General features: G+C 70.5%; 21 protein-coding genes and 2 pseudogenes. 13 read left to right on the forward strand and 10 right to left on the reverse strand.

Annotation, left to right across the window (positions count from 1 at the left end):
* Nucleotides 1–167: 167 nt before the first annotated feature.
* Entirely contained in the window at nt 168–1,298 is a 1,131-nt protein-coding gene (locus ACFY3L_RS54030) for a glycosyltransferase (RefSeq protein WP_389343659.1), read from the reverse strand.
* Nucleotides 1,299–1,841: 543 nt separating this feature from the next.
* On the opposite strand from ACFY3L_RS54030, the gene ACFY3L_RS54035 reads away from it, so the two are divergent.
* From ACFY3L_RS54035 to ACFY3L_RS54065, 7 genes are all read left to right on the forward strand, one after another.
* On the forward strand, nt 1,842–2,897 hold the full coding sequence (locus ACFY3L_RS54035; RefSeq protein WP_389343662.1) for a glycosyltransferase: 1,056 nt from the start codon (nt 1,842–1,844) through the stop codon (nt 2,895–2,897).
* Between the two features lie 388 nt (nt 2,898–3,285).
* A complete protein-coding gene (locus ACFY3L_RS54040) occupies nt 3,286–3,753 on the forward strand; it encodes a DUF5994 family protein (protein ID WP_389343665.1) in 468 nt (155 codons plus the stop codon).
* A gap of 299 nt (nt 3,754–4,052) precedes the next feature.
* Nucleotides 4,053–4,874, forward strand: a complete 822-nt coding sequence (locus ACFY3L_RS54045; RefSeq protein WP_389343668.1) for a transglutaminase family protein — start codon at nt 4,053–4,055, stop codon at nt 4,872–4,874.
* 924 nt (nt 4,875–5,798) lie between these two features.
* On the forward strand, nt 5,799–6,278 hold the full coding sequence (locus ACFY3L_RS54050; RefSeq protein WP_389343671.1) for an integrase core domain-containing protein: 480 nt from the start codon (nt 5,799–5,801) through the stop codon (nt 6,276–6,278).
* 630 nt (nt 6,279–6,908) lie between these two features.
* Entirely contained in the window at nt 6,909–7,412 is a 504-nt protein-coding gene (locus ACFY3L_RS54055) for a hypothetical protein (RefSeq protein WP_389343674.1), read from the forward strand.
* Between the two features lie 141 nt (nt 7,413–7,553).
* Complete coding sequence (locus ACFY3L_RS54060; protein ID WP_389343677.1) at nt 7,554–9,056, forward strand: GAF domain-containing sensor histidine kinase; 1,503 nt, start codon at nt 7,554–7,556, stop codon at nt 9,054–9,056.
* A gap of 552 nt (nt 9,057–9,608) precedes the next feature.
* Nucleotides 9,609–10,679: a fatty acid desaturase family protein gene (locus tag ACFY3L_RS54065; RefSeq protein WP_389343680.1), complete on the forward strand. Its 1,071-nt coding sequence runs from the start codon at nt 9,609–9,611 to the stop codon at nt 10,677–10,679.
* On the opposite strand, the gene ACFY3L_RS54070 is transcribed toward ACFY3L_RS54065, so the two are convergent.
* Together ACFY3L_RS54070 and ACFY3L_RS54075 are read right to left on the reverse strand one after the other, a co-directional pair.
* The gene (locus ACFY3L_RS54070; protein WP_389343683.1) at nt 10,663–10,995 is read right to left on the reverse strand and encodes a hypothetical protein; all 333 of its coding nucleotides are present in this window, start codon (nt 10,993–10,995) and stop codon (nt 10,663–10,665) included. The two genes, ACFY3L_RS54065 and ACFY3L_RS54070, sit on opposite strands and share 17 nt — an antisense overlap.
* Before the next feature lie 71 nt (nt 10,996–11,066).
* Nucleotides 11,067–11,889: pseudogene (locus tag ACFY3L_RS54075) on the reverse strand (fatty acid desaturase family protein).
* A 398-nt stretch (nt 11,890–12,287) separates the two neighbouring features.
* Between ACFY3L_RS54075 and ACFY3L_RS54080 the strand changes: the two are divergent.
* Together ACFY3L_RS54080 and ACFY3L_RS54085 are read left to right on the forward strand one after the other, a co-directional pair.
* On the forward strand, nt 12,288–12,539 hold the full coding sequence (locus tag ACFY3L_RS54080; RefSeq protein ID WP_389343686.1) for a hypothetical protein: 252 nt from the start codon (nt 12,288–12,290) through the stop codon (nt 12,537–12,539).
* A 106-nt stretch (nt 12,540–12,645) separates the two neighbouring features.
* Complete coding sequence (locus ACFY3L_RS54085; protein WP_389343689.1) at nt 12,646–13,755, forward strand: PP2C family protein-serine/threonine phosphatase; 1,110 nt, start codon at nt 12,646–12,648, stop codon at nt 13,753–13,755.
* Nucleotides 13,756–13,903: 148 nt separating this feature from the next.
* Here ACFY3L_RS54085 and ACFY3L_RS54090 read toward each other — a convergent pair whose 3' ends face one another.
* Together ACFY3L_RS54090 and ACFY3L_RS54095 are read right to left on the reverse strand one after the other, a co-directional pair.
* Nucleotides 13,904–14,161, reverse strand: coding sequence for a DUF5994 family protein (locus ACFY3L_RS54090; protein WP_389343692.1), 258 nt, complete (start codon nt 14,159–14,161; stop codon nt 13,904–13,906).
* Between the two features lie 191 nt (nt 14,162–14,352).
* Nucleotides 14,353–14,826, reverse strand: a pseudogene (locus tag ACFY3L_RS54095) (inorganic diphosphatase); the annotation flags it as partial.
* Nucleotides 14,827–15,179: 353 nt separating this feature from the next.
* Here ACFY3L_RS54095 and ACFY3L_RS54100 point away from each other — a divergent pair.
* Nucleotides 15,180–15,632 (forward strand): DUF5994 family protein, encoded by a 453-nt coding sequence (locus ACFY3L_RS54100; RefSeq protein ID WP_389343695.1) that lies wholly within the window; start codon nt 15,180–15,182, stop codon nt 15,630–15,632.
* A 78-nt stretch (nt 15,633–15,710) separates the two neighbouring features.
* Here ACFY3L_RS54100 and ACFY3L_RS54105 read toward each other — a convergent pair whose 3' ends face one another.
* The 4 genes from ACFY3L_RS54105 to ACFY3L_RS54120 form a co-directional block, all read right to left on the reverse strand.
* Nucleotides 15,711–16,667, reverse strand: coding sequence for a nitroreductase (locus ACFY3L_RS54105; protein ID WP_389343698.1), 957 nt, complete (start codon nt 16,665–16,667; stop codon nt 15,711–15,713).
* Nucleotides 16,668–16,852: 185 nt separating this feature from the next.
* Nucleotides 16,853–17,485, reverse strand: coding sequence for a hypothetical protein (locus tag ACFY3L_RS54110; protein WP_389343701.1), 633 nt, complete (start codon nt 17,483–17,485; stop codon nt 16,853–16,855).
* A 39-nt stretch (nt 17,486–17,524) separates the two neighbouring features.
* Nucleotides 17,525–17,692, reverse strand: a complete 168-nt coding sequence (locus ACFY3L_RS54115; RefSeq protein WP_389343704.1) for a hypothetical protein — start codon at nt 17,690–17,692, stop codon at nt 17,525–17,527.
* Between the two features lie 447 nt (nt 17,693–18,139).
* On the reverse strand, nt 18,140–18,736 hold the full coding sequence (locus ACFY3L_RS54120; protein WP_389343707.1) for an anthrone oxygenase family protein: 597 nt from the start codon (nt 18,734–18,736) through the stop codon (nt 18,140–18,142).
* A gap of 27 nt (nt 18,737–18,763) precedes the next feature.
* Between ACFY3L_RS54120 and ACFY3L_RS54125 the strand changes: the two genes are divergently transcribed.
* Together ACFY3L_RS54125 and ACFY3L_RS54130 are read left to right on the forward strand one after the other, a co-directional pair.
* Complete coding sequence (locus tag ACFY3L_RS54125) at nt 18,764–19,432, forward strand: TetR/AcrR family transcriptional regulator (protein WP_389343710.1); 669 nt, start codon at nt 18,764–18,766, stop codon at nt 19,430–19,432.
* A 595-nt stretch (nt 19,433–20,027) separates the two neighbouring features.
* Entirely contained in the window at nt 20,028–20,714 is a 687-nt protein-coding gene (locus ACFY3L_RS54130) for a transposase (protein WP_389343713.1), read from the forward strand.
* 215 nt (nt 20,715–20,929) lie between these two features.
* Here the strand turns inward: ACFY3L_RS54130 and ACFY3L_RS54135 are convergent, their stop codons facing one another.
* Nucleotides 20,930–22,930, reverse strand: a complete 2,001-nt coding sequence (locus ACFY3L_RS54135; RefSeq protein ID WP_389343716.1) for an amino acid transporter — start codon at nt 22,928–22,930, stop codon at nt 20,930–20,932.
* 133 nt (nt 22,931–23,063) lie between these two features.
* On the opposite strand from ACFY3L_RS54135, the gene ACFY3L_RS54140 reads away from it, so the two are divergent.
* A complete protein-coding gene (locus ACFY3L_RS54140; RefSeq protein WP_389343719.1) occupies nt 23,064–23,267 on the forward strand; it encodes a hypothetical protein in 204 nt (67 codons plus the stop codon).
* Nucleotides 23,268–23,409 lie beyond the last annotated feature (142 nt).

Here is a 23,409-nt window from a genome sequence, read left to right on the forward strand (position 1 = left end):
AACCTTCTGGCCGAGGGCATCATCGACCCGGCCAAGGTCACCCGCTCCGCCCTGCAGAACGCCGCCTCGATCGCGGCGCTCTTCCTCACCACCGAAGCGCTCGTCGCCGACAAGCTCTGACGGCTCGCTTGTCCCCTCGGGGTCGATCGCCGGTGCCCGTGACGCGGTCACAGGGGCACCGGCATCCGGCTCAGCAGCATCGCCGCCAGGCTGCGGTAGCGCTGGGCGACGACGGGCCAGCCGCTGTGCTGGGCGATGCGCTTGGCCTCCCCGTGCATGCCGGCGGCGAGGCCGGGCTCGGTGAGCACCCGCTTGAGGGCCGCGCCGATGGCCGGGCCGTCCCGGTGCGGCACGAGTACGCCGGCGCCGCTGCTGAGCGTCTCCACGGCGTGCGGAAAGGTGGTGGCGATGACGGGCTTGTATGCCGCCAACGCCTCGACGAGCACCCCCGAGGTGGCCTGGTCGGCTGAGTCGTAGGGCAGCAGCACGACGTCCGCGCGTTCGATGAGCCGGTCGAGCCGGTCCTGTTCGAGGTAGGCGCGCTCGAATGTGACCAGACCCGCGAGACCGAGCGCGCGGACCCTCGCGTACAGCTTCAGGCGGTATGCCTCGCCCTGCTCGGTGAGCACCTTGGGATGCGTCCGGCCGGCGATCACGTACTGCGGCCGCGGCACCAGGTGGCGGACCGCCCGCAGCCCGGAGATCGCCCACTCGATGCCCTTGCCGGGGCCGAGCAGGCCCCAGGTCAGGATCACGGGCCGGTCGGACGGTTCGAGCCGCCGCGGCGGCCGGCCCTCCGGCGTACCGTACGGGATGACGGTGATCTTGTCCGGGGCCACGTCGTACTCCGCGAGCAGCAGCGTCCGGGCCGCCTCGGTCATCACGACCGCGGCGCCGGCCAGCGCGACCACCTGTTCGAGCACCAGCTTCTGGTGCGTGCTGGGCCGGCCCAGCACGGTGTGCAGCACCACGATCACGGGGCTCCGCAGCCGACGCAGCAAGGGCAGCAGGTCCACGCCGTCGGCTCCGCCGTAGATCCCGTACTCGTGCTGGACGATCACGACGTCGTGCCGGTCGAGCGCGGCGGCGGCCGGCTCCTCGCTTGCCTGGGAGTGCAGCGCCAGCTGTGCGATCACCTCGGGACGGTCCAGGTAGGTGGGCGACTCCACCACTCGCACGACGCCCGCGCGGCCCCCCGGCGCGGATGTGGTGAGTGCGCGCAGCAGGGAGGCCGTGAAGGTCGCCAGACCGCACTGGGTCGGCGGATACGTGCTCAGGAACCCGTAGGAGATCGTCATTGCCGACGGCCTGCCGACCGGGGACGGCTGCAGCGGCGGTTGCGGTGCATCGTGTGCATGTGAGGCCCACCCTTCGTGGCGGGTGCGGCGCCGACCGGCGAGCGCAGAAGGCTGAGCCGGCGCTGGTCATTCGGTGCGTGCACCATGATGGCGACAGATCCGTCGCCGTTGACCTGGAGCATTTGTCGAGGCAGGTCAACGGGCCCACCGTAGCACGCCCGCCCGTTCGACCGTCCACAATGGACGTGCGCACCGGATCGACGAGCGCCGGTCCGGTGCTCCGCCGGCGTCGGGTGGCGCTCGCCGGGCAGGCGTGTACGGTGGGGTCAGTTGATCCGTCATATCGATCGACGCCCGAGCGACAGCAAGGTTGCCGTCGCATGGTGCCAGCACCGAATGACCAGCGCCGTGTTCGCTTCTGCGCTCGCCGGTCGGCGCCGCACCCGCCAGTGGAAGGTGGGTCATGTCCGATTTCGTCCCTGGGTTCCGGCCGTCCGCGGTGACCGTCCCGGTGGGGTGTCCACGCACCGCACCGGTGCTGCCGTGAGCATCCGCCGTCCGACGCCGTCGTTCGCACACCTGCACCGGCTCAGTGACGACGTGGGCCTGTTCGAACATGCCGAGCACAGCACACCGAGGACATCGCACGGATACTGCGTCGACGACGTCGCCCGCGGCCTGCTGGTCATCTGCCGCGAGCCGGCCGCACCGACGGACCTGCTCCACCTCGCCGAGCGGTACCTGGCGTTCGTCGTCGAGGCGCAGGCACCCGACGGCGCGTTCCGCAACCGGCGACGGGCGGACGGGCGATGGCAGGACGAGCCGTCGGACGGCGACTGGTGGGGCCGGGCGCTGTGGGGCCTCGGCACGGCGGCCGCCCGCAGCCCGCTGCCGTCGATGCGCGAGACGGCGCTGTGGTGCTTCGAGAACGGCGCGCACCGGCGCACCCGCTGGCCGCGGGCGATGGCGTTCGCGGCGCTCGGCGCCGCCGAGATTCTCCGTGTCCGGCCGGATCACTCCGCCGCCCGTTGGCTGCTGCACGACGCGGTGGTCACGATCGGCGCCGTGCCGACGGATCCGGTCTGGCCGTGGCCGGAGCCCCGCCTCACCTACGCCAATGCGGCCCTGGCGGAGACCCTGATCGCGGCCGGTGGTGACGCGTCGGCCGACGGCCTGCGCATGCTCGCCTGGCTGCTGGATCGGGAGACCCGCGCCGGCCACCTGTCCTGCACACCGGTCGGCGGTGCCGGCCCGCACGACAGGACCCCGGCCTTCGACCAGCAGCCGATCGAGGCCGCCGCGATGGCCGACGCATGCGCCCGCGCGATGACCGTCAGCGCCGACCCTCGCTGGGAGCGGGGCCTGGCGTCGGCGGTCGACTGGTTCCTCGGCGCCAACGACAACGGCCTGCCGCTGCACGACCCCTCGACCGGCGGCGGCCGCGACGGGCTGACCGCCTCCGGCCGCAACGAGAACCAGGGCGCCGAGTCGACGCTTGCGCTGCTGTCCGCGTTGCAGCACGGGCAGCGGCTGGACGCCGCCGACGGTCCCGTGCTCGCCGGCCGCCAGCCGGGCTCGTTTCCCACCTTCGACGAATGAGAGAAGGTCATCATGACGAGCAGATCCGCACACAAGGAAGACCGCAAGAAGGAAAGCAGGACGCTGAAGGAGAAGCGGGCCGACAAGAAGGCCAAGCGGGCGTCCAACACTGAGCTTGATCGCTGACCTTGGGCGTCTGCTGTCGGCCCTTGCTGGTCTTGTCGCGTTTGTGGTCCACCGACGTCGTCGGTTTCGGTGCTCTGGCGGGGCGGTGGGTCTTCGGTCGGATGTTCCGGGACCTTCGGCGGACGCGGGCCAGGGTGCACCGGCCTCACCGACCCGGACGCCGAGCGTGCCACGCCACCTCGACAGCGTCCGAAACGCACCCTGTATCGCCCGAACGTCGGCGCCGAGACGTCACTTCCATGCACGTTGAAAGAGGTACAGCATGCCGTCCTCGCCGTTCCCCGCATCGCAGCCGTCCGCCGGTCCGAGGCTCTCACTCTCCGCGGTGCGCGCCACCCGGGCCATCCTGGACGGAGGCTGGTGGCCCCGCTCGCTCGACGCCGCGGCCGAGCTTCCGGACCTCGTGGTGGCGTTGCAGGAGCGCTACGGCCGCATCCGCCGGCTGATGTTGTCCAGTGCCGCCTGGGACCGCCGGTTTCCCCGGCTCGGGGTGGACGGGCACGAGATCCGCATCGGATGGTTCAGCGCGGTCGATCCCGAAGTGCTCATCGCCACCACCGACCGCGGCGACCAGATCGACCTGCTCGTGGTGCCGCCGGACGCGCCTGAGGCCGTCGCACACGGCGCGATGGTGGCCGCCGCGGACCCGGCCAACCGGCTGCGCGCCCCGGCGGTGCTCGCGGCGGCCGCCGCTGCCGCGCACGAGCCGCTCGGCGGCGGTGCACGGTAGAGCCGCCAGTCAGCCGACGCCCATGCCCCGGGCATCGGGCCGGGATCGGTCGTGAGGATGCGGCGCCTGCGGTGTGGCGGTGTTCATGGCAGATCGGCGCCTCCGACGACGCCGCCCTGGTCGAAGCATTTCAGGTCGACCTTCGGGGCCATTGGATTGTCGGTCGACGACGCACTCCTGCTTCCTGCCGCCCACGCCCGCCACACGCACCAGCGCCGCAGCGAAGTCCGTCACGGACGTGCGCACCACTGCACGAGCTGAACGGCGCCGTTGCGACAGCCACGACCAGAAAGAGGACCATGAGCTCAAGTTCAGCGGCGGACCAGGTCGGATGCTCGCTCGTCCTGGAGGTGGCCACACCGGCCACTGTCGTCCTCCAGGCGGCGCCGGCCCGCCGGCCCGGCACCGTGCTCAGCGAGCGTCTCGAAGCGGTCAGCAACAGCGTTCCCATGCCGACGCAGGAACTTGCCGGCCCGGTCGGCGGTCGCCAGTATCTGGTCCACCTCGAGCCCGGGACCGGGACTGTCAGCTACGAGGCGACGGTGACTACCGGCGCTGTGACCCCGGACGCGGTGACGGCCGAGGCCCGGGTGGAGGCGCTGCGCCCCAGCCGCTACTGCCCGTCCGACCGCCTTGCCGGCTTCACCCGGGCCACCTTCGGCGACATTCCCGCCGCCCGGCCGCGTGTCGAGGCGATCTGCGACCACGTCTGGCGACGGATCACCTACGCCGCCGGGACCAGCGGGCCCGGCACGGACGCGGTGGACACGCTGCTGGACGCGCGCGGTGTGTGCCGCGACTTCGCCCATCTCGTGGCCGCGTTGTGCCGGGCCGCCGGCGTGCCGGCGCGGATCGCCTCTGTGTACGCCCCGGGCCTGTCGCCGATGGACTTCCATGCCGTGGTCGAGACCGAGATCGACGGCTGTTGGCAGGTGTGGGACGCCACCCGGTTGGCCCCCCGCCAATCCCTCGTCCGCATCGCCACCGGCCGCGACGCCGCCGACACCGCGTTCATGACCGTCGTTTCAGGCCGTGTCGACCTGCAGCACCTGGAGGTCGTCGCGGTCGCCGGCGCCGACCTGCCGGCCGACGATCACGGCGGCCTCGTCGCGCTTCGCTGAATGTGGCGGACGAGCGCCCGGTAGCGGCGTCTCGCTGCGAAGCAGTGATCGCAGGCCCGTCACCAGTTTGTGGCGGTCAATCGCTGAATGCTGCCGGGCTGTCCGAAGCTCGCCTGTCGTCCTGGACGGCGCGGCGGCCTGCTGGGTCGCAGGCGCGTCGAGACGGACCGACCGGTGCCAGTTGGTGAGGCCCTTCCTGCGCCACTTCGCATCCGATGCCCCTGTCGGAGGGCGGCCGTTGAGAAGACATGCCGCAGATGCGGTGGGACTCGAGTCACGACTCGCGGGTCGACCTGTACCGTGCCAATACTCGTCGCACATGGCGTGAGCTGCTGTTCCGTGATGCTGATGGAGGACGGCGGGCGTGTTGGTGCGGGTGTTCGGCTGGCTGCCGCAGCCCGTGCGGAGCGAGTCGGCGATGGCCGCGGAGCGGATGGTATTGCGCCATGAGGTGGCGGTGCTGCGCCGCCAGGTCGGTCGGCCGCGCCTGTCGTGGCCGGAACGTGCGGTGTTGTCCGCGCTGGTCCGGACGCTGCCACGGGAGCTGTGGAAGCATCGGATCGTCACCCCGGCCACGCTGCTGGCCTGGCACCGCTGGCTGGTCCGCCGGCACTGGACCTACCCGAACCAGCCGGGACGACCACGGATCAGCGACGACGTCCGTGACCTGGTCCTGCGGCTGGCCAGGGAGAACCCGGGATGGGGGCATCGCCGGATCCAGGGTGAGCTCGTCGGGCTCGGTCACCGGGTCGGCGCCGGCACCATCCGCCGCATCCTCGCCGGTTCCCGGGTCGGGCCTGCCCCGCGTGAAATCGACACCAGTTGGCGGACGTTCCTGCGGGCCCAGGCGTCCGGGCTGCTGGCGACCGACTTCTTCCACATCGACACCATCACATTGCGGCGGTTGTACGTGCTGCTTTTGTCATGGAGATCAGCACGCGGCGGGTGCACATCCTCGGCGTCACCGCGCATCCGACCGCTGCCTGGACCAGCCAGCAGGCCCGCAATCTGGTCATGGACCTCGGCGATCGGATCACCGCGTTTCGGTTCCTGATCCGTGACCGTGACGCCAAGTTCGCAGGAACCTTCGACGCGGTGTTCGCCGCCGACGGGGTCGAAGTGGTCAGAACTCCGCCGAGGACTCCTCGGGCGAACTGCTACGCGGAACGGTTCGTCCGCGGCGTGCGGGCCGAACGTACCGACCGGGTACTGGTATACGACGAGCGACACGCCCGTGCCGTGGTCGGCGAGTACGAGCGCCACTTCAACGACCACCGTCCACACCAGAGCCTCGACCAGCATCCACCCAACCACAACCCAGACACACTCGTCGCCATCGATGCACCTGTTCGACGACGACAAATCCTCGGCGGCGTGATCAACCAATACCAACGAGCAGCCTGACCAGACCAGATCGGCGAACACCCAGGTCACAGACCACGCGACAAATATTGGCGCGATACAGGCCTGCGCGCCGAAGTGGAACTGCCGCGCATCGAGCTGACCGCCAACAGCGCCCGCAGCGCCATAAATCCACTTCCGGCAATGTCAAGGAGTTCAAGAGCTGCGCACCGATCCACGCACAAGACCGAGTCACACCGATGCGCGTCTCGCGAGCTCCTGAACTGCTGAAACCGTTGCGTCGCCCTGACGGAATCTGACTTGCGAGCGACCCGTTGACACGCAATCAAGTGGTGCGGCGGAGCCGGTCTCGCCAACGTCGGTGGCGTTGTTGTCGACAGCCACACCGTCGCTGTCAAGTCATACTCGCCGCCGTCTGTTCGTACTCGGATGCCTCCAACACCACCGCCAAGGGCGGCGCTCACATAGGCGAGAGCGTCCTAGGCTGCTAGGTAAGAGCCCAACGAGGCTGTGGCACTGCCGGCCCTTCCAGGCTGTTGCCTGTGGCACTCCGGACACGACGACTGCTACATCTGGCTGGAGTCAACCAATCCACACGTTCCTCGGGCCGTCTTCGGGCGCCTGCTGGCCCTGCTGGCCGGCTCAGCTCTGGTCACGGCCGAGCATGTGGAGGTGACGGAGCCCGATGACAGCCTGGTCGAAACCGTGATCGGCGAGCACGGGCACTGGACCGGCGTCCTTGGTGCCGGTTCCCCCACCGCCGTCACCGTGAACCTGTCCGCCGCGTCGGAGCGTTGGATGCTGTCGCATCCAGTCCCACAGCAGGTCGACCGCATCGCGGTCTACGACGCTGCCAAAGGTGGGCACGGGGCCGCGGGCCGTCCGACTGGAACGGCGTCGGTGTCGGCGGTGAGTTCAGCTGCGCCAGCGGTACACCACTGCGTTCTTGTCGTTTTGGCAGGCCTCGAGCAGCTGTACGGCCCGTTCTCGCAATGCCATGGTGTCGGCGTTCTGGCGGAACTCGATTTCATCCGCAACCCTACCTTGAGTCTTCAAAAAGTCGAACCGACCGTTCTGGGCAGCCAGCAGATGCCTCTTCTTGGTGACGTTGCCGTGTCGACCGCGACAGTGGCGACACCGATGCCGAGTCGCGCTGCGGTGAGGATGAGGTCTTGATGGTTGCGTGGTGCCCGAGCAGTCTGATTGCTGGTGTCGCCGGGGGCACGCCCACTGCGTCCTTCGTTGGCGACCGGCAGCCCGGCATAGCATCAGTTATGAGTGCGCCTACGTACGTCTAGTCGGAGAAGGTGGCTGCTGATGGAGGCAGGCCACGAGTCGGACGTCCTTGCGGCGTTGAGACGTCCGATGTTGGCCGCGGGTGACGTTCGCTCAGCACTGCCGGAGGTTTCGCGCCGTCTGGCGTGGGCGCTGGGGCTGCCGTTCGCGACGATCGAGATTGACAGCGTCCCAGGCGACGAGCGCCGGGTTGCGTTCCCGTTGCGGTACCGCTCGCACTCCGGAACGCTCCTCGTCCCCGCCGACCTGCCCGAGCCGACCCTGCGGCGCCTCCGCGAACGCGTGGTACCCCAGGTCGCTACGCTGTTGGCAGTCGCGATCGAGTACAAGGCGATGGCCGAGTCCCTGCGGACGAGCCGCGACGAACTGTATGACCTCACGACGGAACAGGCGGGTCTGCGGCGGGTGGCGGTGCTCGTCGCGTCTGGTGCGCCCCCGGCCGATGTGGTCGCCGGGGTCGTTGCAGAGACCGCCGCGCTGCTGGATGCTGACGCCACCAGGCTGATGCGCTATGACACCGCTGGCACCGCCACTATCCTCGCCGGGTACGCCAAACCCGACACCGAAACCTGGCTGGGCCGGCGATTCCATGTCGAAGGCGACGTCACAGAACTGGTGCTGCGAACGTCCCGCCCGGCCAGGGTGGACTGCTATGACAATCGTCCCGGTGTTCTCGCCGACCTGGTGCGCAGCGAAGGCTTCAACTCCTCGGTCGCCGCGCCGATCACGGTGGGTGGCCGCCTGTGGGGCTCGCTCGTGGTGCTGTGGTCCCGCCGGGAGCCGCCGCCACCCGGCGCCGAGGAGCGGCTGGCGCAGTTCGCCGGCGGCGTGGCCACGGCGGTGGCGAACATCGAGAGCGGCGCGGCACGCGCCCGGATCGTCCGTGGCGTCGAGGAGGGCCGCCGCCGCTTCGAACACCAGGTGCACGACGTCGTCCAGCAGCGTCTGGTATCACTCGGCCTGGAGCTTCGTGCGGCGGAGGCGTTGGTGCCGGACGAACTCGACGAACTCAAGTCGCGGCTCTGCCACACGATCCACGGACTGACAGACGTCTTCGCGGTCCTGCAAGAGATCACACGCGCCATCCACCCGGCCATCCTCACCCAGGCCGGGCTCATGCCTGCGCTCAAGGCGCTCGCGCGACGCTCGGCCGTCCCGGTCACGATCAGCCCGGGTCCCGAGCGTCGGCTGCCCCACAGCGTCGAGGTGGCCGCGTATGACGCCGTGAGCGAGGTGCTCGCGAACGCGGCCGAGGACACACACGACTTCTCGATCAATGTGGACGTCACCATCGACCACGCGACCGAGCACGAGTTCCTCGTGGTCTCGGTCCGCGACAATGATGTCGGGGGAGCCAGCTCGGCCCTCGGCACGGCCCTCGCAGGCCTCACCGACTGGGTGGAGGCACACGGCGGACGCCTGCAGATCGCACGCCCGGCAGATCGCGGGACGTCACTGTGCATCATGTTCCCGACTGACATCGACTCCGGGCGGTTTGACGCTGCGCCTACAGACGTCGATTGAGTGAGCGGTCCCAGCGGCTCGCCAAAGCGATGCGCTGGAGCAGAGGACGACGGGCCGAGTCGTCGCGGGTCGATGCCGCTGGTGGACAAGGTGATCGTGGTCATGCCTGAGGTTGTGCGGTCGACGAGCCCGCGTCGTGGTCCTGGCCGTGATGTGACGGCGTTGCGGGAACGGCGGATGCGGGCGGTGGAGTTGTTCGAGGCCGGCCTGCGACAGGCCGATGTTGTCGCCACTGAGACGCGCGGTCACCCCACGGCACTCACCGCCCGCAATGGTCAAACTGTCGGCCACGACCGCGGACGTACGGTTGAGGCCGTCCGCGCCGGGTAGCAACCACATGTGCCGGCCATCGTTTCAGCGGCGGTGTTGCGGGAGCGGCGGCGCGACCGTTGTGGTGTCGAAACGCCGGCGGGCGGTCGTCGATATCGACGACGGTCCGCGCCTGCCGGGCCGCCGCCGCCTGGTGTGGTGAAGGTCGAGCAGCAACGGTCCGCTCCGGGCCCGGGCGCCGCATCATCGGCACGATCACGATGCGCACTTGAAAGGTCCACCATGACAACATCCGCGGCATCGACCAACCAACCTCGTCGCGGCGATGCCATACAACGTGTCGCGGCACCTGGCAGCGACTATGCCGACCTGTTACACCTGGTCAAGGTAGCCGGCCTGCTGCGGCGGCGACACGGCTACTACCTGACGAAGATCGCGGTGACCGGCGGTCTTTTCGTCGGAGCGTGGGCCGTCTTCGCCGTGCTGGGCGACACATGGTGGCAGCTCACGGTTGCCGCGTCCCTCGCCGTGATATTCACCCAGATCGGGTTCCTCGGTCACGACGCCGGGCACCGGCAGATCTTCCGCTCGAAACGGGCCAACGACCTCGTCGGCATGCTGCACGCCAACCTGGCCATCGGACTGAGCTACGGCTGGTGGGTCGACAAGCACCAGCGCCATCACGCCCACCCCAACCAGGAAGACAAAGACCCCGACCTCGACATCGGTGCGCTGGCGTTCACCACGCGGCAGGCCCGCGCCAAACGGGGCCCGGTGACCCGGTTCATCGCCCGTCATCAGCGCTATCTGTTCTTCCCGCTGCTGCTGCTGGAGGCGGTACAACTCCATGTGTCCAGCGTCCATGCGCTGATCGGCCGTGGGCTGCGCCGCCGCTGGTGGGAGGTGCTGATGCTCGGCCTGCACGCGGCCGGCTACCTGACTGCGGTCCTGCTGGTGCTCTCCCCGCTCAAGGCGGTCGTGTTCATCGTCGCGCAGCAGGCGCTGTTCGGCCTGTATCTGGGATGCTCGTTCGCACCCAACCACAAGGGCATGCCGATCAACGCCACCGACGACCGGACCGACTTCCTGCGCCGGCAGGTACTCACCGCCCGCAACGTCCGCGGCGGCCGGCTCGTCGACTTCGCCCTCGGCGGCCTGAACTACCAGATCGAGCACCACCTGTTCCCGAGCATGCCCCGACCGAACCTGCGCCGGGCCCAGCCCCTCGTGCGGTCGTTCTGCCAGCAGCACGACGTGTCGTACTGCGAGACCACCCTGCGACGCTCCTACGTTCAGGCCCTGTACCACCTCCACAATGTCGGCCGACCGTTGCGCGTCACCACCGCGGCTTGACCCGACAGCCATCGACATCGGCGCAGCCGCGTGATGACGACGACTGCCGATCAGCTGTCAGGAGCCTCGTCGGTGCTGGTAGGCATGCGGTTCGGTGGAACATCGCCGGTGGTCGGCGAAGCTTACTCTGCAGGTCCTCGATCTGGGCGGCGCCGGCGTCCGACGACACGGCCATGCCGTGCACGCCGCCGTCGGTGATCACGCTGACACCCGCCCCGGAGGCCGACAGCGCCCGCGTCGCGTCGATGCAGAGCCGCCCCAGCACCTCAACCACGGCAGTACCCATGCAGTGGTCACGTCCCTCGAAGCGAACCATTCGGACGGTACAGCGGGCGTCGTGGAAGGTTCGACCTACCGCACCCCGGCGGAGCCGACCGGCGGACGCGCTCAGGCGGGGCGGGGCGCGCCGCCGACGGTGTCGAGGTGCCGCACGACCTCACGCCAGGACCGCCAGAGTGTCGTCTCGGTGTATTCGACGCCGTACTCGTGACAGAACTCGCGGACGAGGACCTGGGCCCGGCGCAGATTGGGCCGTGGCATGCTCGGGAACAGGTGATGCTCGATCTGGTAGCTGAGTCCGCCGAGCGTGACGTCCACGAGCACGTTGCCGCGCACGTTGCGGGAGGTCAGCACCTGGCGGTGGAAGAAGTCCAGCGTGCTGCCGGCGGGCAGGATCGGCATGCCCTTGTGGTTCGGGGCGAACGCGGAGCCCAGGTAGACGCCGAACAGCGCCTGTGCACTGCGATGAACGCGACGCCCCGCAGTGGGCTGAGGACAAGGAACACTGCCGACAGGTACAGCGCCGCGTGCAAACCGAGCAGCGCGACCTCGGCCAGCCGACGCTTCATCCGGCGCCCGAACAGGGCCACCACACTGTTCAGGTGCAGGCTCACCGCCTCGAGCGTCACGTCGTTGGCGCGCCGGGACCGGAAGATCTGCCGGTGGCCCGCGTCGTGGCCGAGGAACCCGATCTGGGTGAACAGCACGGCGAGCACCACCGCCGTGTAGATCTGCCACCACGACGGGCCGACGATGACGAAAGCGGCTCACGTCGCCACGAAGGCGGAGCCGATGACCGCGATGCGGACGCCGTATAGCCGGGACGCCGCTCGAGCAGGCTCGCCTGTTTCACCCGGCGGGACAGATGTGCGTGTTGGCTGCCGGCGCGCAACGGCGTAGCAACACCGGCGGGAGACGACTGGACCGGCATGATGACGACTTCCCGATCGACGATCGACGGCAGGATGAAGCAGTGCCGCCGGGGTCCTGGGCCGCACCTGGAACGGTACCTCGCCCGCAGGCGACCCGCCCAGCGCCCGCCGGTCCGCGCCCGGCGGCTCCTGGGCCCGCGAGGCCGGAGCGGCGTAGGATGGCAGTATCCGCTGCCGCTGGTGGCGGGCTTCGGTGTCCTGATCGTCGCGCTGCCGGGGCACTGTGTGCATCATGCGGCTGCTGCGAATGCTCAGCGGGCGCCGGACCGCCGGGCATCGGGTCACGCGCTCACCTGTATCGATGAGCTGGCTGGCCGGTCACTACCGTCGCATCAGGCTCATTCGACGTCCATTGTGGACGGTCGCGCCGCCACGGTCCGTCGAAGGGATGTGCGCAATGACCATCGAGTCTCCGACCTGCCTGCTGTACCTGCTCACCGTGGGCCGCGACAAGGAGCTCCTGCTGCGGGTGCACGGCACCGAGGTCACCATCGAGCAGCTCACCGCCTGGATGACGGAGGAGACCGTGCATCCGTTGACCGTCTCGCGGTTCGGTGACGAACTGGTCTCCACACTGCTGCTGAACTTCAAGCACGTGGTCGGTGCGCGGCTCGCCCCATACAGCGAGACACGCACCGGATCGTTCTGACGGCGAGCATGGCTGCTACGGTGGCGGAGATCCGTCGCGCCACGGCCACGAACCCGCATTCCGGATGCTCCGCGATCGGCACGGCCGAACCGCCCCGAGCGATTGGATGCGAGCGCTGCGGCAGCGGCCGGACGAGACCAGAGCGGCCGGTTCGCCGATGGTGCTGTCCGACCTCGCCCGCCTGGCGGCGCTGGCGGCCAGCGGCCTGATCGGCACCGGTCCGGAGCGCGTGTTCGACGACCTGACCGGGCTCGCGGCATCGGTGACCGGCTGCGCGATCTCCGCGATCACCCTGGTCGGCGAGACCCGCACGTATTGGAAGTCGGTGCCGCACCTGCCGTACGGCGGCGTCGAGGCGTGGCAGAACGCGGTCGGCGACAGCTTCTGCTACTTCGCGGTGACCGGGAACGGCCCGTTCGTGGTGCAGGACGCCGAGGCCGACCCGCGCAGCCTACTGCCGCCGCTGCTGCGGCCGGTGCCCGGGCTCGACGCCGCCGCCCGGTACCTGCCGGTCGCCGGTGAGATCGACGTGATCGGCGACTTCTACGACCTGTTCCAGGACCGCGGGCGCTGGTGGACCGCGGTCATGGAGGATGTCGCGGGCAAGGGCACAGAGGCGGCGAAAGTGACCGCGCTGGCCCGGTACACGTTGCGCGCCGACGCCGTCGAGCACCTGTCCCCGGCCGTGGTCCTGGGCCGGCTCACCAGCGCGATGCTCGCCCAGCGCGCCGCGCGGTACCTGACCGCCGTGCAGGTCACGTTCCGGGCCACCGCCGGCGGCCTGACCGGCCGATTGTGCCTGGCCGGACACCCGCCCGCGCTGATCCGTCGCGCCGACGGCCGGGTGCAGCAGGTGGGTGTCTCGGGCACCCTGCTCGGCGTGTTCGACGACGTGTACCTGGTCGACGTCCGGTTCCGTCTATCCCCCGGCGACCTGATGCTGCACTACACCGACGGCGCCTGCGAGGCCCGCCCGGATCCGGACGGGCCCGCGCCCGACCGGCCGATGTTCGACGAGGCCGCCCTCGCCCGCACCCTGGCGGCCAGCCGCGACCTCGACGCCGCGGCCACGGTCCAGCACATCGCCACGACCCTGGACGCGCACCACGGCGGGTGGACGAGCGACGACACGGCGCTGCTCGCGCTGCGCGTGCCACCGCCCGGCCGGACGGCCCCGCCCGCCGCGGTCGCACCAGCGGCCCGGGAGGCCAGCTGAGCACCGCTCAGCGCGCGGCGTCGCCACCCTGAGGGGCGGCGGAGGCCGCCGACTGCGGCGCGAGCAGTGCCGGCGCGCAGGTCGTTGGCCGGATCGGCGGCCGCGGCCATCGCCGACTCGGCGACGTCGGTGGGCGTGTCCGGCGGCATCACGAGCAGGTCGACCTGGTCACCGCGGTCCGTGGTGCGATCAGGACAGCCGGGTCCACGCTGGCGAACCAACCCGCCCGCACAACCTGGTCACCCACCGCCAACCGGCGGAACTCGACGTCCCAGCTGCCGCGGTTGAGCATGAACCGGCGGATCGACCCATAGCGGGCGGCGAGGGCGACGACGAGCCCGGGCAGTTCGGCGACCGGATCCCGGGACCGCGGCCACCATCCGCCGTCGAGGACGGCCCGGTTCACGCGGGCCGGGGCGAGGACCAGTCTCGGAGTGGACGGGGGACCGGACGGCACAGTGACGGCGCGCTCGGCGGTGGTGACCATGTTCGTGTCCTTTCGGGGGTTGCAGCGGCGGAGATCTCGTTGTCCAGGCGCTCGCCGGTCAGGCCCCCGGCGAGCAGGTCGCGCCGGTGGTCCGCCGGAATCCCGCCGGCCCGGGCGCGGGACCGGGTGACCTCGGCCTCGGCCTCGGCCCGGCCGGTCCAGACGCCGCGCTCGGTGTCGAGGCTCTTGCCCGGCTCCAGCGCCTGGTAGACCTCGAAGAAGTGCTGGATCTCCAGCCTGTGGAAGGGCTCCAGGTCGGGCAGGTCGATCAGGTGCCCGAGACGCGGGTCGGCGACCGGGACGCAGAGCACCTTCGGGTCCGCGCCTTTGACGTCGCGCATCCGGAACATGCCGATCGCCCGGCAGCGGATCTGGCAGCCCGGAAACGTGGGCTCCCGCACCAGCACGAGCGCGTCCAGTGGGTCGGTGTCCTCGCCGAGCGTGTCCTCGATGAAGCCGTAGTCCTCCGGGTACTGGGTAGCGGTGAACAGGGTGCGGTCCAGCCGCATCCGGCCGGTCGGGCGGTCCATCTCGTACTTGTTGCGGGTGCCCTTGGGGCTCTCGATCGTGACGTCGAACTCCATGCGTTGCACTCCCTCAGGCGTTCCCGTCCGTGTCACGAACGAAGGATTGATGCCCGCCACGGCGATGGACGGGCGGGGACCAGGCCCGGACGGAAGGCGACGACCCGGACGGCACGGGCGGCGCGGCTGCGACGAACTGCACTCATCGGTACGTCCAGCGCTCCGCCAGCCTACTCGCCGGGCATCGCCACGGACGGCCGTGCAGACAAGATCTTCGGCGACGGCTGCCCGGCCGGCGGCCCGGCACCGGCCGCGACGGGACGCGACCGAGCCTGGAAACGGGCGTAGACTAGGTGTACGGGCCTGGTACGCCTGCCCCGAAGTATTCTTGCGTTTCGGCAGAAGGGCCGGCCATGGTCACCAACGGTCGAGGCGTCACGTTCACCGCGTTCGGCTCCTCCACCCAGCCCCGGCTGGCGCTCTCCCCTGAGCGCTCGCCCCGCACCGTGCTCAACGGGGGTTGGTGGCCGCACTCCTGGGATCCGGCGGCCGAGCTGCCCGGGCTGGTCACCGAACTCGTGGAGCGCTACGGACCGCTCCGTCAGATGATGCTCAGCAGCCACACCTGGGATCCGTCCTTCGACCGGTTCCTGGTGGCGTCGGGCACCGTGCAGATCCGGTGGTTCAGCAGTGCCGACCCCGGACTGCTGGCCGTCATCACCGAGGCCGGCGACCAGATCAATATTCTGATCGTCCCGCCCGACGCCCCTGCCGCCGCCGCGCGGCTCGCCCTGGACAAGGCCGCCGATCCGGCCAACTCCCTCCACGCCGCGGCGATCCTGGCGACGGCGCTGCCCTCGCGGTAGCCAACCGGTGGGGCGGACGACACCCGTGGCCAATCCAGGTCACGCCGAACGGCGATCCTGGCCACGGCCCGGGCGGCGTCAGTGCCGGTCGATCACCTGGGCAAGTGGGGCGCGGCGCGGGCCGGCCGGCCGCACAGTGGCGCGGCCGAGGCGCAGCAGGAGGTACGGGTAGCCGACGCAGCCGATCATGATCTGGACCGCCTGGCGGGTGGCGGTCCCCTCGACCGCCGCACTCAGCGGTAGGACCGAGACGCCCGCGGCGGTTGCGGTCAGCCAGCCGGCGGACAACGCCTCGCCCGCGCGCAGCCAGTCCTCGGGCTCGTCGGTGTGGCCGTACAGCAGCGCGAACGTGGCGCCGCGGTCGTCGGCGAGCCCCGCCGGCCCGGGACCGGTCGAACGGTCCCCGGATCCGGACACGGCCGGCCGGGCGCCAGCGGCGACCCTGGCGAGATCGACGACCTCGTCCGGGTACAGCACGTGCAACGACGTCTCCTCGGCCCGGACCGCGGCGGTGACGGCCTTGAGCTGCGCGGCCGCGATCGGCGCGCCGGTGACCGGCGACCGGTCGGTGCGGCGCACGGGGATGCTGCCGAGCAGCGGTGCGTCCTCCGGATCGGCCGGCGAGCGCTCCTCGAGCCGCAGCGACGCGAGCCGATCGGGGTCGGCGGGGTCCGTCCTGCGGTGCGTCGTGAGCCGCCAGCCCTCCGCCTCGAGCGCGACCCGGGCGTGGTGGAGGGCCGCCCCGCAGCTGAGGATTGCCAGGCGGCCGTCGGCGTCGACGTCGTCGATGCGGCCGCGGTCGAGGTACAGGGCCAGGGTGTCACCGATGAGCCGCCAACGCCACGGCTGCGTGTCGAGGATCGAGGGCGCGAACCCAGCCGTGCCGGCAGCGGCCAGCAGCGCGTGGACCACGGCCCGGGCCCCGATCGGGTGGATCGTCGCGTCGACCGGCACCGCACCGACCGGCTGCGCGTCGGCCGGACCCGTCGGATCGGGCCGGAGTCCGGACCTGGGCTTGAACTGCACGACCTGCATCTGGGCGGACCTCCGGACCTGCGCCGCACGGCGGCGGGTGAAGGCGAGAAGGAGTAGTCGCCCGGGCCACGCGCGGCCGCATCAGAACGGGCCGCAGCCCAACCCTACGCCGGACCGGCTCCGTACCCCATGACCACGGTCACCTTTTGTCGCCGGCCGGCCCGTGCGGCCGGCCGGCAACGACGTCACCGGCCGACCGGCGGGATCGGCGAGTTGGTCTCGGCGGTGCGCTTGGCCTTCTTCGCGGCCCGCTTCTCCTTCAGCGTCCGGCCTTCCTTCCTGCGGTCTTCCTTTGTGCGCGGATCTGCTCGCCATCGTGACCTTCTCTCATTCGTCGAAGGTGGGGCACGGGCCCAGCCGGCGGCCGGGTCCCGATCGGTGGCCAGCGAGCGCGGGCGCGGCGGCGGGCTCCAACCGCTGCGCGTGCTGCAACACCGACAGCAGCGCGAGCGTCGACTCGCGGCCTGGTTCTCGTTGCGACCGGAGGCGGTCAGCCCATCGCAGCCGCCGCCGGTCGACGGGTCGTGCAGCGGCAGGCCGCGGTCGTTGGCACCGAGGAACCAGTCGATCGCCGACGCCAGGCCCCGCTCCCAGCGGGGGTCGGTGCTGACGGTCATCGCGCGGGCGCAGGCGTCGGCCATCGCGGCCGCCTCGATCGGCTGCTGGTCGAAGCCGGGAGCCGCGTCGAGCGGGCCCGCATGCCCGACCGGCATGCACGACAGGTGCCCGTCGTAGGTCTCCCGCTCCAGCAGCCAGCCGGGCATGCGCAGCCCGTCGGAGCACGCGTCGCCGCCGGCCGCGATCAGGGTCTCCGCCATGGCGGCGTTGGCGTAGGCGAGGCGACGCTCCGGCCACGGTCAGGCCGGGTCCAGCGGCACCGGGCCGATCGTGACCACCGCATCGTGCAGCAGCCACCGGGCGGCGCGGTGGTCCGGCCGGACGTCGAGGAGCTCGGCGGCGCCGAGCGCCGCGACGCCATCGCCCGCGGCCAGCGGGTGCGCCGGTGCGCACCGGTCTCGAAGCACCGCAGCGCGGTCGCGCGCATCGACGACAGCGGGCTGCGGGCGGCCGCGGTGCCGAGCCCCCACATCGCCCGTCTCCACCAGTCGCCGGCCGCCGGCTCGTCCTGCCACCGCCGGTCCGGTCCCAGCCGGTTGCGGAACGCGCCGTCGGGTGCCTGGGCCGCGACGAGGAACGTCAGGTACCGCTCGGCAAGGCGGAGCAGGGCCGACGGCGCGGCCGGCTCGCGGCCACTCCGGATGCCAAGATCGCCACGGTCGGCTCATCTCCCGGCGCCACCCTGCCCTTGGTTCGGCGCACCGTCCGAAGGCCTCAGCCACTCCGCCCGCTGCCAGCAAGACGGCGATCCCTCGTCCGCGCCAACACAACCGGCCCGGGCGACGGCGCGCGTCAGCGGGGCAGCGCCACGTCCTCAATCCTTGCTTCTCCCTTAGGAACCTGTGAGTTTCGGACTACACCTTCGTCTGAGATGCGGTCAGCTCGGCTGACCGGCTCGGGTTCGGGTTCGGTGTGGCGCTTGACGGCGTCGCCGCCCGCTCCACGACGTGGGCAGCCAGGAGGGTTGCGAGGGTCAGCAGGGCGAGGAAGGTACGCACCAGGTGCAGTCGCTGCCAGCGGCTGCGGACCTCGGCCCAGTCGGCTGGTGGAGCGTCCGGGTTCCAAGTGTCGCCGATGGCGTTGAGCGGCTCCAGCTGGCTTACGGTCAGCCCGATGGTGACAACGATGAGCAGGATCGCCACGACCGCCGCGACGAAGGCCGGCTTCGAGCGGCCGTAACCCAGCACTGCGGTGAGGGTGAGCAGGCCCACGCAGGTCAGCAACATCGGTGGCATGGCCCGGCTCATATCGGTGTTCATGGCTTGCCACCAGCGCGTGTAGGCGTCGGCGGGTAGGCGGGTCACGCTCGGCGCGATGACCACGAAGAAGACGCCACCGGCATACAGCGCGACGAGCGCCGTTGCCAGGGCACGCACGACCTCGAACGACCAGGTACGCACGACCGAACTCCACTCGATTAGATCGGATTCTATTGAATAGAATGTCTTCAACTGAAAATTCTGGCAACATGGTGTCCGATGACCGACAAGCCCAAACGCCGCTACGAGAGCGAACTCCGCCGCGAGCAGTCCGACGGCACGCGCCAGCGGATAGCCGACGCCGCCCGGGAGCTCATGCTCGCCCGCGGTTACGCCGACACCACCATGGGCGACGTGGCTGCCGCGGCCGGAGTTGCGGTCCAGACGCTCTACGCCGCCTGCCCCGGAGGAAAAGCAGGCCTGGCAAAACTGGTCTACGACACGACCCTGGCCGGCGACGCCGCGCCGGTCGCGATGAGCGAGCGGCCAGCCGTGGCGGCGATCATCGCCGAGCCTGACCCGGCGCGCAAACTGCAGCTCTACGCCAGAATGGTGGCCACCATGGCCGAACGCATCGCCCCGGTGCATGCGGTGCTGCGCGCGGCGGCCGGCGGCCTGGGTTCACTACTGCAGGAGTCGGAAGCCCAGCGCCGCATCGGGACTCGCGGCCCAGCCGACATGCTCGCCGCAGCCGGCGCTCTGCGACCCGGCGTCGACGCCGACCACGCGGCCGACATCATCTTCGCGCTGACGTCGATCGAGGTCTTCGAACGACTGACCACCACCTGCGGCTGGTCCATCGACGACTACGCCGGCTGGCTGACCTCCACGCTCACCGACGCGCTACTGCCACACCGGCCGGTTCGGCACATGCAGCCCGTGGACTGATCCACAGGCCCGAGCCTCCGTGGCTCAGCTGGGCACGGTCGGCGTGTCGTGCCGAAGCCTCCGCAAAGCGCAGAACATCGTCCAACGGCACGCGTACGTGGTCCCGTCTGCCTCCCGCAGCCCGGCCCGGTCAACGGGCGGCATCCACTCACGGCATGTCCGCAAGCCCGGGCCGGCCCTCACCACCCGCCACGCGAGGACCGGTTCGGGGCCTCCCCGACAAGATCCAGTGCACGCACATCGGCTACTTGTTTACGTTGATCTACGACCTCAGCCCGGCCAGGCTGGGTCGAGGTGATCAGCGGGTTGCTCTCATCATCGGCTGTCCACAGCTCATGGGTGTGACTCTCATTTGGCCTGCGCCCGCTGGTCACCGTGGCCGGGAGTGGCTCAAGAGGGGTTTGCCCAGCTCGAAGTGGCGTTGCCCTCCTCGCCAATCGTCCACAGTGTACGAGCGAGGAGGCGTAGCGGATGAGTCGTGTGGTGATCGGGATGGACCCGCACAAGCGGTCAGCCACGATCGAGGTGATCGACGAACGCGAACAGGTATTGGCGAAGGGGCCGGTACGGCACGGACACCGGCGGCTACGCACGGATGCTCGAGGCCGGCCGCCGGTTCGCGGAGCGGACGTGGGCGGTGGAGGGCTGCGCCGGCATCGGCCGGCACCTCGCCCAGCGCCTGGTCGCTGACGGCGAGACCGTCATTGACGTGCCCGCCAAGCTGTCAGCGCGAGTGCGGGTGTTCGACACCGGGCAGGGCCGCAAGACCGACCCGGTCGACGCGCACAGCGTTGCCGTGGCCGGCCTGCGCAGCCCTGGACTGCGCCGGGTCCAGGCCGATGACACGGCGGTCGTGCTGCGCCTGCTGATCGACCGTCGCGACGAGCTGGGCCGCGCCCGCACCGAGACCGTCAGCCGGATCCACCACCTGCTGCTTGAGCTCGTGCCCGGCGGGGCGAAGAAGTTCCTCACTCGTGGCCAGGCCAGCTACCTGCTGCGCACCGCCCCGGAGCCGGTCGGCATCGTGGCGCAGACCCGTCACCAGCTCGCTCGCGAGCTCATCGACGAGCTCACCACCATCGACGCGAAGATCCGATCCGCGGACAAGCAGCTGCGCGAGTTCGTCACCGCGGCCGGCAGCCGCCTCACCGAGCTCAACGGCATCGGCCCGTCCGGAGCGGCCCGGCTGCTCGGCGACGTCGGTGACATCGACCGGTTCCCCACAGCGGCGCACTTCGCGTCCTGGAACGGCACGCACCCATCGAGGCAGCGGGAACAATAGCGTCTGGGTGGTTGCGGCGGAGATTAGCACTGTAGTGGTATCCGGGTCTGGCGCAACCTTTGAGCACGTCGGCGGCGCAGCCCTCCGGTGCGTGGCTCAGTGGGGTCTCAGTGAGGGCTTCCCAGACACAGCCTGTCGGTGCTGCGGCGCACCTGCGAACCAACCGGACCGGCGCCGAACAGCGTCTTCTGACAACCGTGAGAAGACATCCGAGGTCAGGCGCCGACGTGGATGCCTGGGCGGCGCTGCGGGTCGGGTTCCTGTTCGCGGATGATCTCGCGGGTGACGGGGGCGGTGTCGCCGCGGCCGAGCAGGAAGTAGCGGACCATGTGGACCAGGGGGCTGCCCTCGGCCCAGGCGAAGTAGCAGTGCGGCCGGACGCCGGTGGTGTCGCGCAGGGCGAGCAGGATCGCGGCGATGGCGTTCGGCGCCGCCGGGGCCTCGGCGCGCAGGACCCGGTGGCCGCCGACCTCGGCACCGCGGACGGTGAGGGTGTCGCTGAAGCTCGACGGGTCGACGACCGTGACCTCGAGGAAGATGACGTCGGCGGAGCCGGGGACGGCGTTCTCGCCGCGCTGTTCGCGCTCCTTCTCCGCGTACTCGGCCGCGTCGCCGGTGCCGGGGCGGTTGGCGATCAGGTTGATCTGGCCGTCGAACTCGAGGGTTTCGGTGATGAAGCGGCGGGCGGTGTCGTCGAACTCGATGCGGTCCGCGCGCAGCTCCGTCGTGCGCGACACCCGGGAGATCAGCGACACGGCGATGATGCCGGCGATGAACAGCCCGGAGATGGCCAGGCCGTCGGGCTTGTCGCGGATGTTCTCGGCGAGGGCGTAGGCGAGCACGGCGGTCAGCAGGCCGAAGCCGGCGCCGGCCGCCCTGTGCCGCTGCCGGAACGCGGACACGGTGACGGCGAAGGCGCCGGAGACCATCATGGCGAGGATGCCGGTGGCGTACGCGCCGGCCTGCGCGTCGACGTCGGCACCGAACGCGATCGTGATGGCGACGCTGATCGCGGTGTAGACGAGCACCACCGGGCGCACCGCCCGGCCCCATTCCGGCGCCATGCCGTAGCCCGGCAGGTACCGGGGCACGATGTTGACCAGGCCCGCCATCGCCGACGCGCCGGCGAACCACAGGATGAGCACGGTGCTGAGGTCGTACACAGTGCCGAAGACCTCACCCAGGTGCTCATGCGCGAGCCAGGCCAGCGCCCGGCCGTTCGCCTGGCCGCCTTCGGCGAACTCGGCCGGCGGGATGAGCACGGTGGTGACGAAGCCGCTGGCCAGCAGGTACACGCTCATGATCGCGGCGGCCACGGTCAGCAGCTTCCGGGCGTTGCGGATGCGGGACTCCAGCAGCTCCTGCGGGTCCTCACCCTCGGCGGCGACGAGCGGCATCATGCTCACGCCGGTCTCGAAACCGGACAGCCCGAGCACGAGCAGCGGGAACGCCAGCACCGCCGGCAGCGCGAGGTCGGTGAAGCCGGTGCCGCCGGCGGTCAGCGCGGTGGTCCAGGTGGAGAACGCGCCGGGCGTGGTGACCACCTCGACCACGCCGACGGCGACGATGACCGCGTTGAGGGCGAGGAACACCGCAACGAGCGGGATGGCGACGCTGACCGCCTCGCTGAACCCGAGCAGGAACACCCCGCCGAGGACCAGCAGCAAGATGACAGTGAGAGCTACCGCGTGGTCGTGCAGGAGCCCTGGGGCGTGCGGGTTCTCCAGCACGTGCAGGCTCGCGTCAGCCGCGGACAGGGTGATCGTGATGAGCCACGACGTGGCGACGAACCCGAGCAGGACCAGCACGAAGATCTTGCCGCGCCAGAACGGCAGCAGCTGCTCCAGCATCGACACCGACCCGGCGCCGTGCGGGCTCTCCTTGGCCACCCGCCGGTACATCGGCAGCATCCCGAACAGCGTCAGCGCGACGATCAGCAGCGTGGCGAGCGGGGACATCGCACCAGCGGCCGTCGCGGCGATCGCGGGCACGTAGGCGAGGCTGGAGAAGTAGTCGACGCCGGTCAGGCACATCACCTTCCACCAGGCGTGCTGCTCGGCGTGCGCCTCCCCCGCCGCCGGGCCCACCGGCTGCACCCGGTGCCGCAGCAGCCACCTGACCAGCGGGCCGCCGCGCGGCGCGCGTTTCGCCGGCGTCTGCACCACCGCCGGCACCGCGTACTCGTCCAGTGCCCCGGCGTCATCAGTCGTCCCCATGCGCCCTCTTCCGACGGTCCTCGCCCGGTCCACGGTACGAGGAGGCGCCGGCTCCCACCGCTCAGGGTGCTCGCTGTATTGGTTTCGTCAAGAGCACTGGTCGCCCCGTCCCTCGGCGGATGTGATGGAGTCGGTGGCCGAGCGATACCTGGCCGAAAATCTCGGCGACGCGGGCCGTCGCACCAGCACCTCGTCGCATTGCGGACATGGTCGAACTCAGCGCGAGGTTCCGCACGCGGTGGCCACCGACGGGTTCCGCCTGGACTGGTTCTGTTTCGTCTCGGTGGAGGCCAGCGGCGGAGTCATCTTCGCCGCTGGGGGTCGTATCAGCAGTTGAAGTCGGTACGCCTACGTCCGGTGTCTCGGATCGAGACGCTGGCCGGACGCCCACGGGTGGTACCGTTGCCTTCGTGTGGTTCTGATCATGTTCGGTCAGGATTGACCTGTTTTCCAGGCAGATCCCTGCCATCTCTGCTGGC

Source organism: Dactylosporangium sp. NPDC000521, from assembly GCF_042898305.1.
GTDB lineage: Bacteria > Actinomycetota > Actinomycetes > Mycobacteriales > Micromonosporaceae > Dactylosporangium.

What these genes read in the sequence shown, in the direction of transcription:
- ACFY3L_RS54030 (WP_389343659.1), bottom strand. Translation starts at nt 1,298, where the DNA reads ATGACGATCTCCTACGGGTTCCTGAGCACGTATCCGCCGACCCAGTGC.
- ACFY3L_RS54040 (WP_389343665.1), top strand. Translation starts at nt 3,286, where the DNA reads ATGCCGTCCTCGCCGTTCCCCGCATCGCAGCCGTCCGCCGGTCCGAGG.
- ACFY3L_RS54045 (WP_389343668.1), top strand. Translation starts at nt 4,053, where the DNA reads ATGAGCTCAAGTTCAGCGGCGGACCAGGTCGGATGCTCGCTCGTCCTG.
- ACFY3L_RS54050 (WP_389343671.1), top strand. Translation starts at nt 5,799, where the DNA reads ATGGAGATCAGCACGCGGCGGGTGCACATCCTCGGCGTCACCGCGCAT.
- ACFY3L_RS54060 (WP_389343677.1), top strand. Translation starts at nt 7,554, where the DNA reads ATGGAGGCAGGCCACGAGTCGGACGTCCTTGCGGCGTTGAGACGTCCG.
- ACFY3L_RS54065 (WP_389343680.1), top strand. Translation starts at nt 9,609, where the DNA reads ATGACAACATCCGCGGCATCGACCAACCAACCTCGTCGCGGCGATGCC.
- ACFY3L_RS54070 (WP_389343683.1), bottom strand. Translation starts at nt 10,995, where the DNA reads ATGGTTCGCTTCGAGGGACGTGACCACTGCATGGGTACTGCCGTGGTT.
- ACFY3L_RS54080 (WP_389343686.1), top strand. Translation starts at nt 12,288, where the DNA reads ATGACCATCGAGTCTCCGACCTGCCTGCTGTACCTGCTCACCGTGGGC.
- ACFY3L_RS54085 (WP_389343689.1), top strand. Translation starts at nt 12,646, where the DNA reads ATGCGAGCGCTGCGGCAGCGGCCGGACGAGACCAGAGCGGCCGGTTCG.
- ACFY3L_RS54100 (WP_389343695.1), top strand. Translation starts at nt 15,180, where the DNA reads ATGGTCACCAACGGTCGAGGCGTCACGTTCACCGCGTTCGGCTCCTCC.
- ACFY3L_RS54105 (WP_389343698.1), bottom strand. Translation starts at nt 16,667, where the DNA reads ATGCAGGTCGTGCAGTTCAAGCCCAGGTCCGGACTCCGGCCCGATCCG.
- ACFY3L_RS54110 (WP_389343701.1), bottom strand. Translation starts at nt 17,485, where the DNA reads ATGGCGGAGACCCTGATCGCGGCCGGCGGCGACGCGTGCTCCGACGGG.
- ACFY3L_RS54125 (WP_389343710.1), top strand. Translation starts at nt 18,764, where the DNA reads ATGACCGACAAGCCCAAACGCCGCTACGAGAGCGAACTCCGCCGCGAG.
- ACFY3L_RS54130 (WP_389343713.1), top strand. Translation starts at nt 20,028, where the DNA reads ATGCTCGAGGCCGGCCGCCGGTTCGCGGAGCGGACGTGGGCGGTGGAG.
- ACFY3L_RS54135 (WP_389343716.1), bottom strand. Translation starts at nt 22,930, where the DNA reads ATGGGGACGACTGATGACGCCGGGGCACTGGACGAGTACGCGGTGCCG.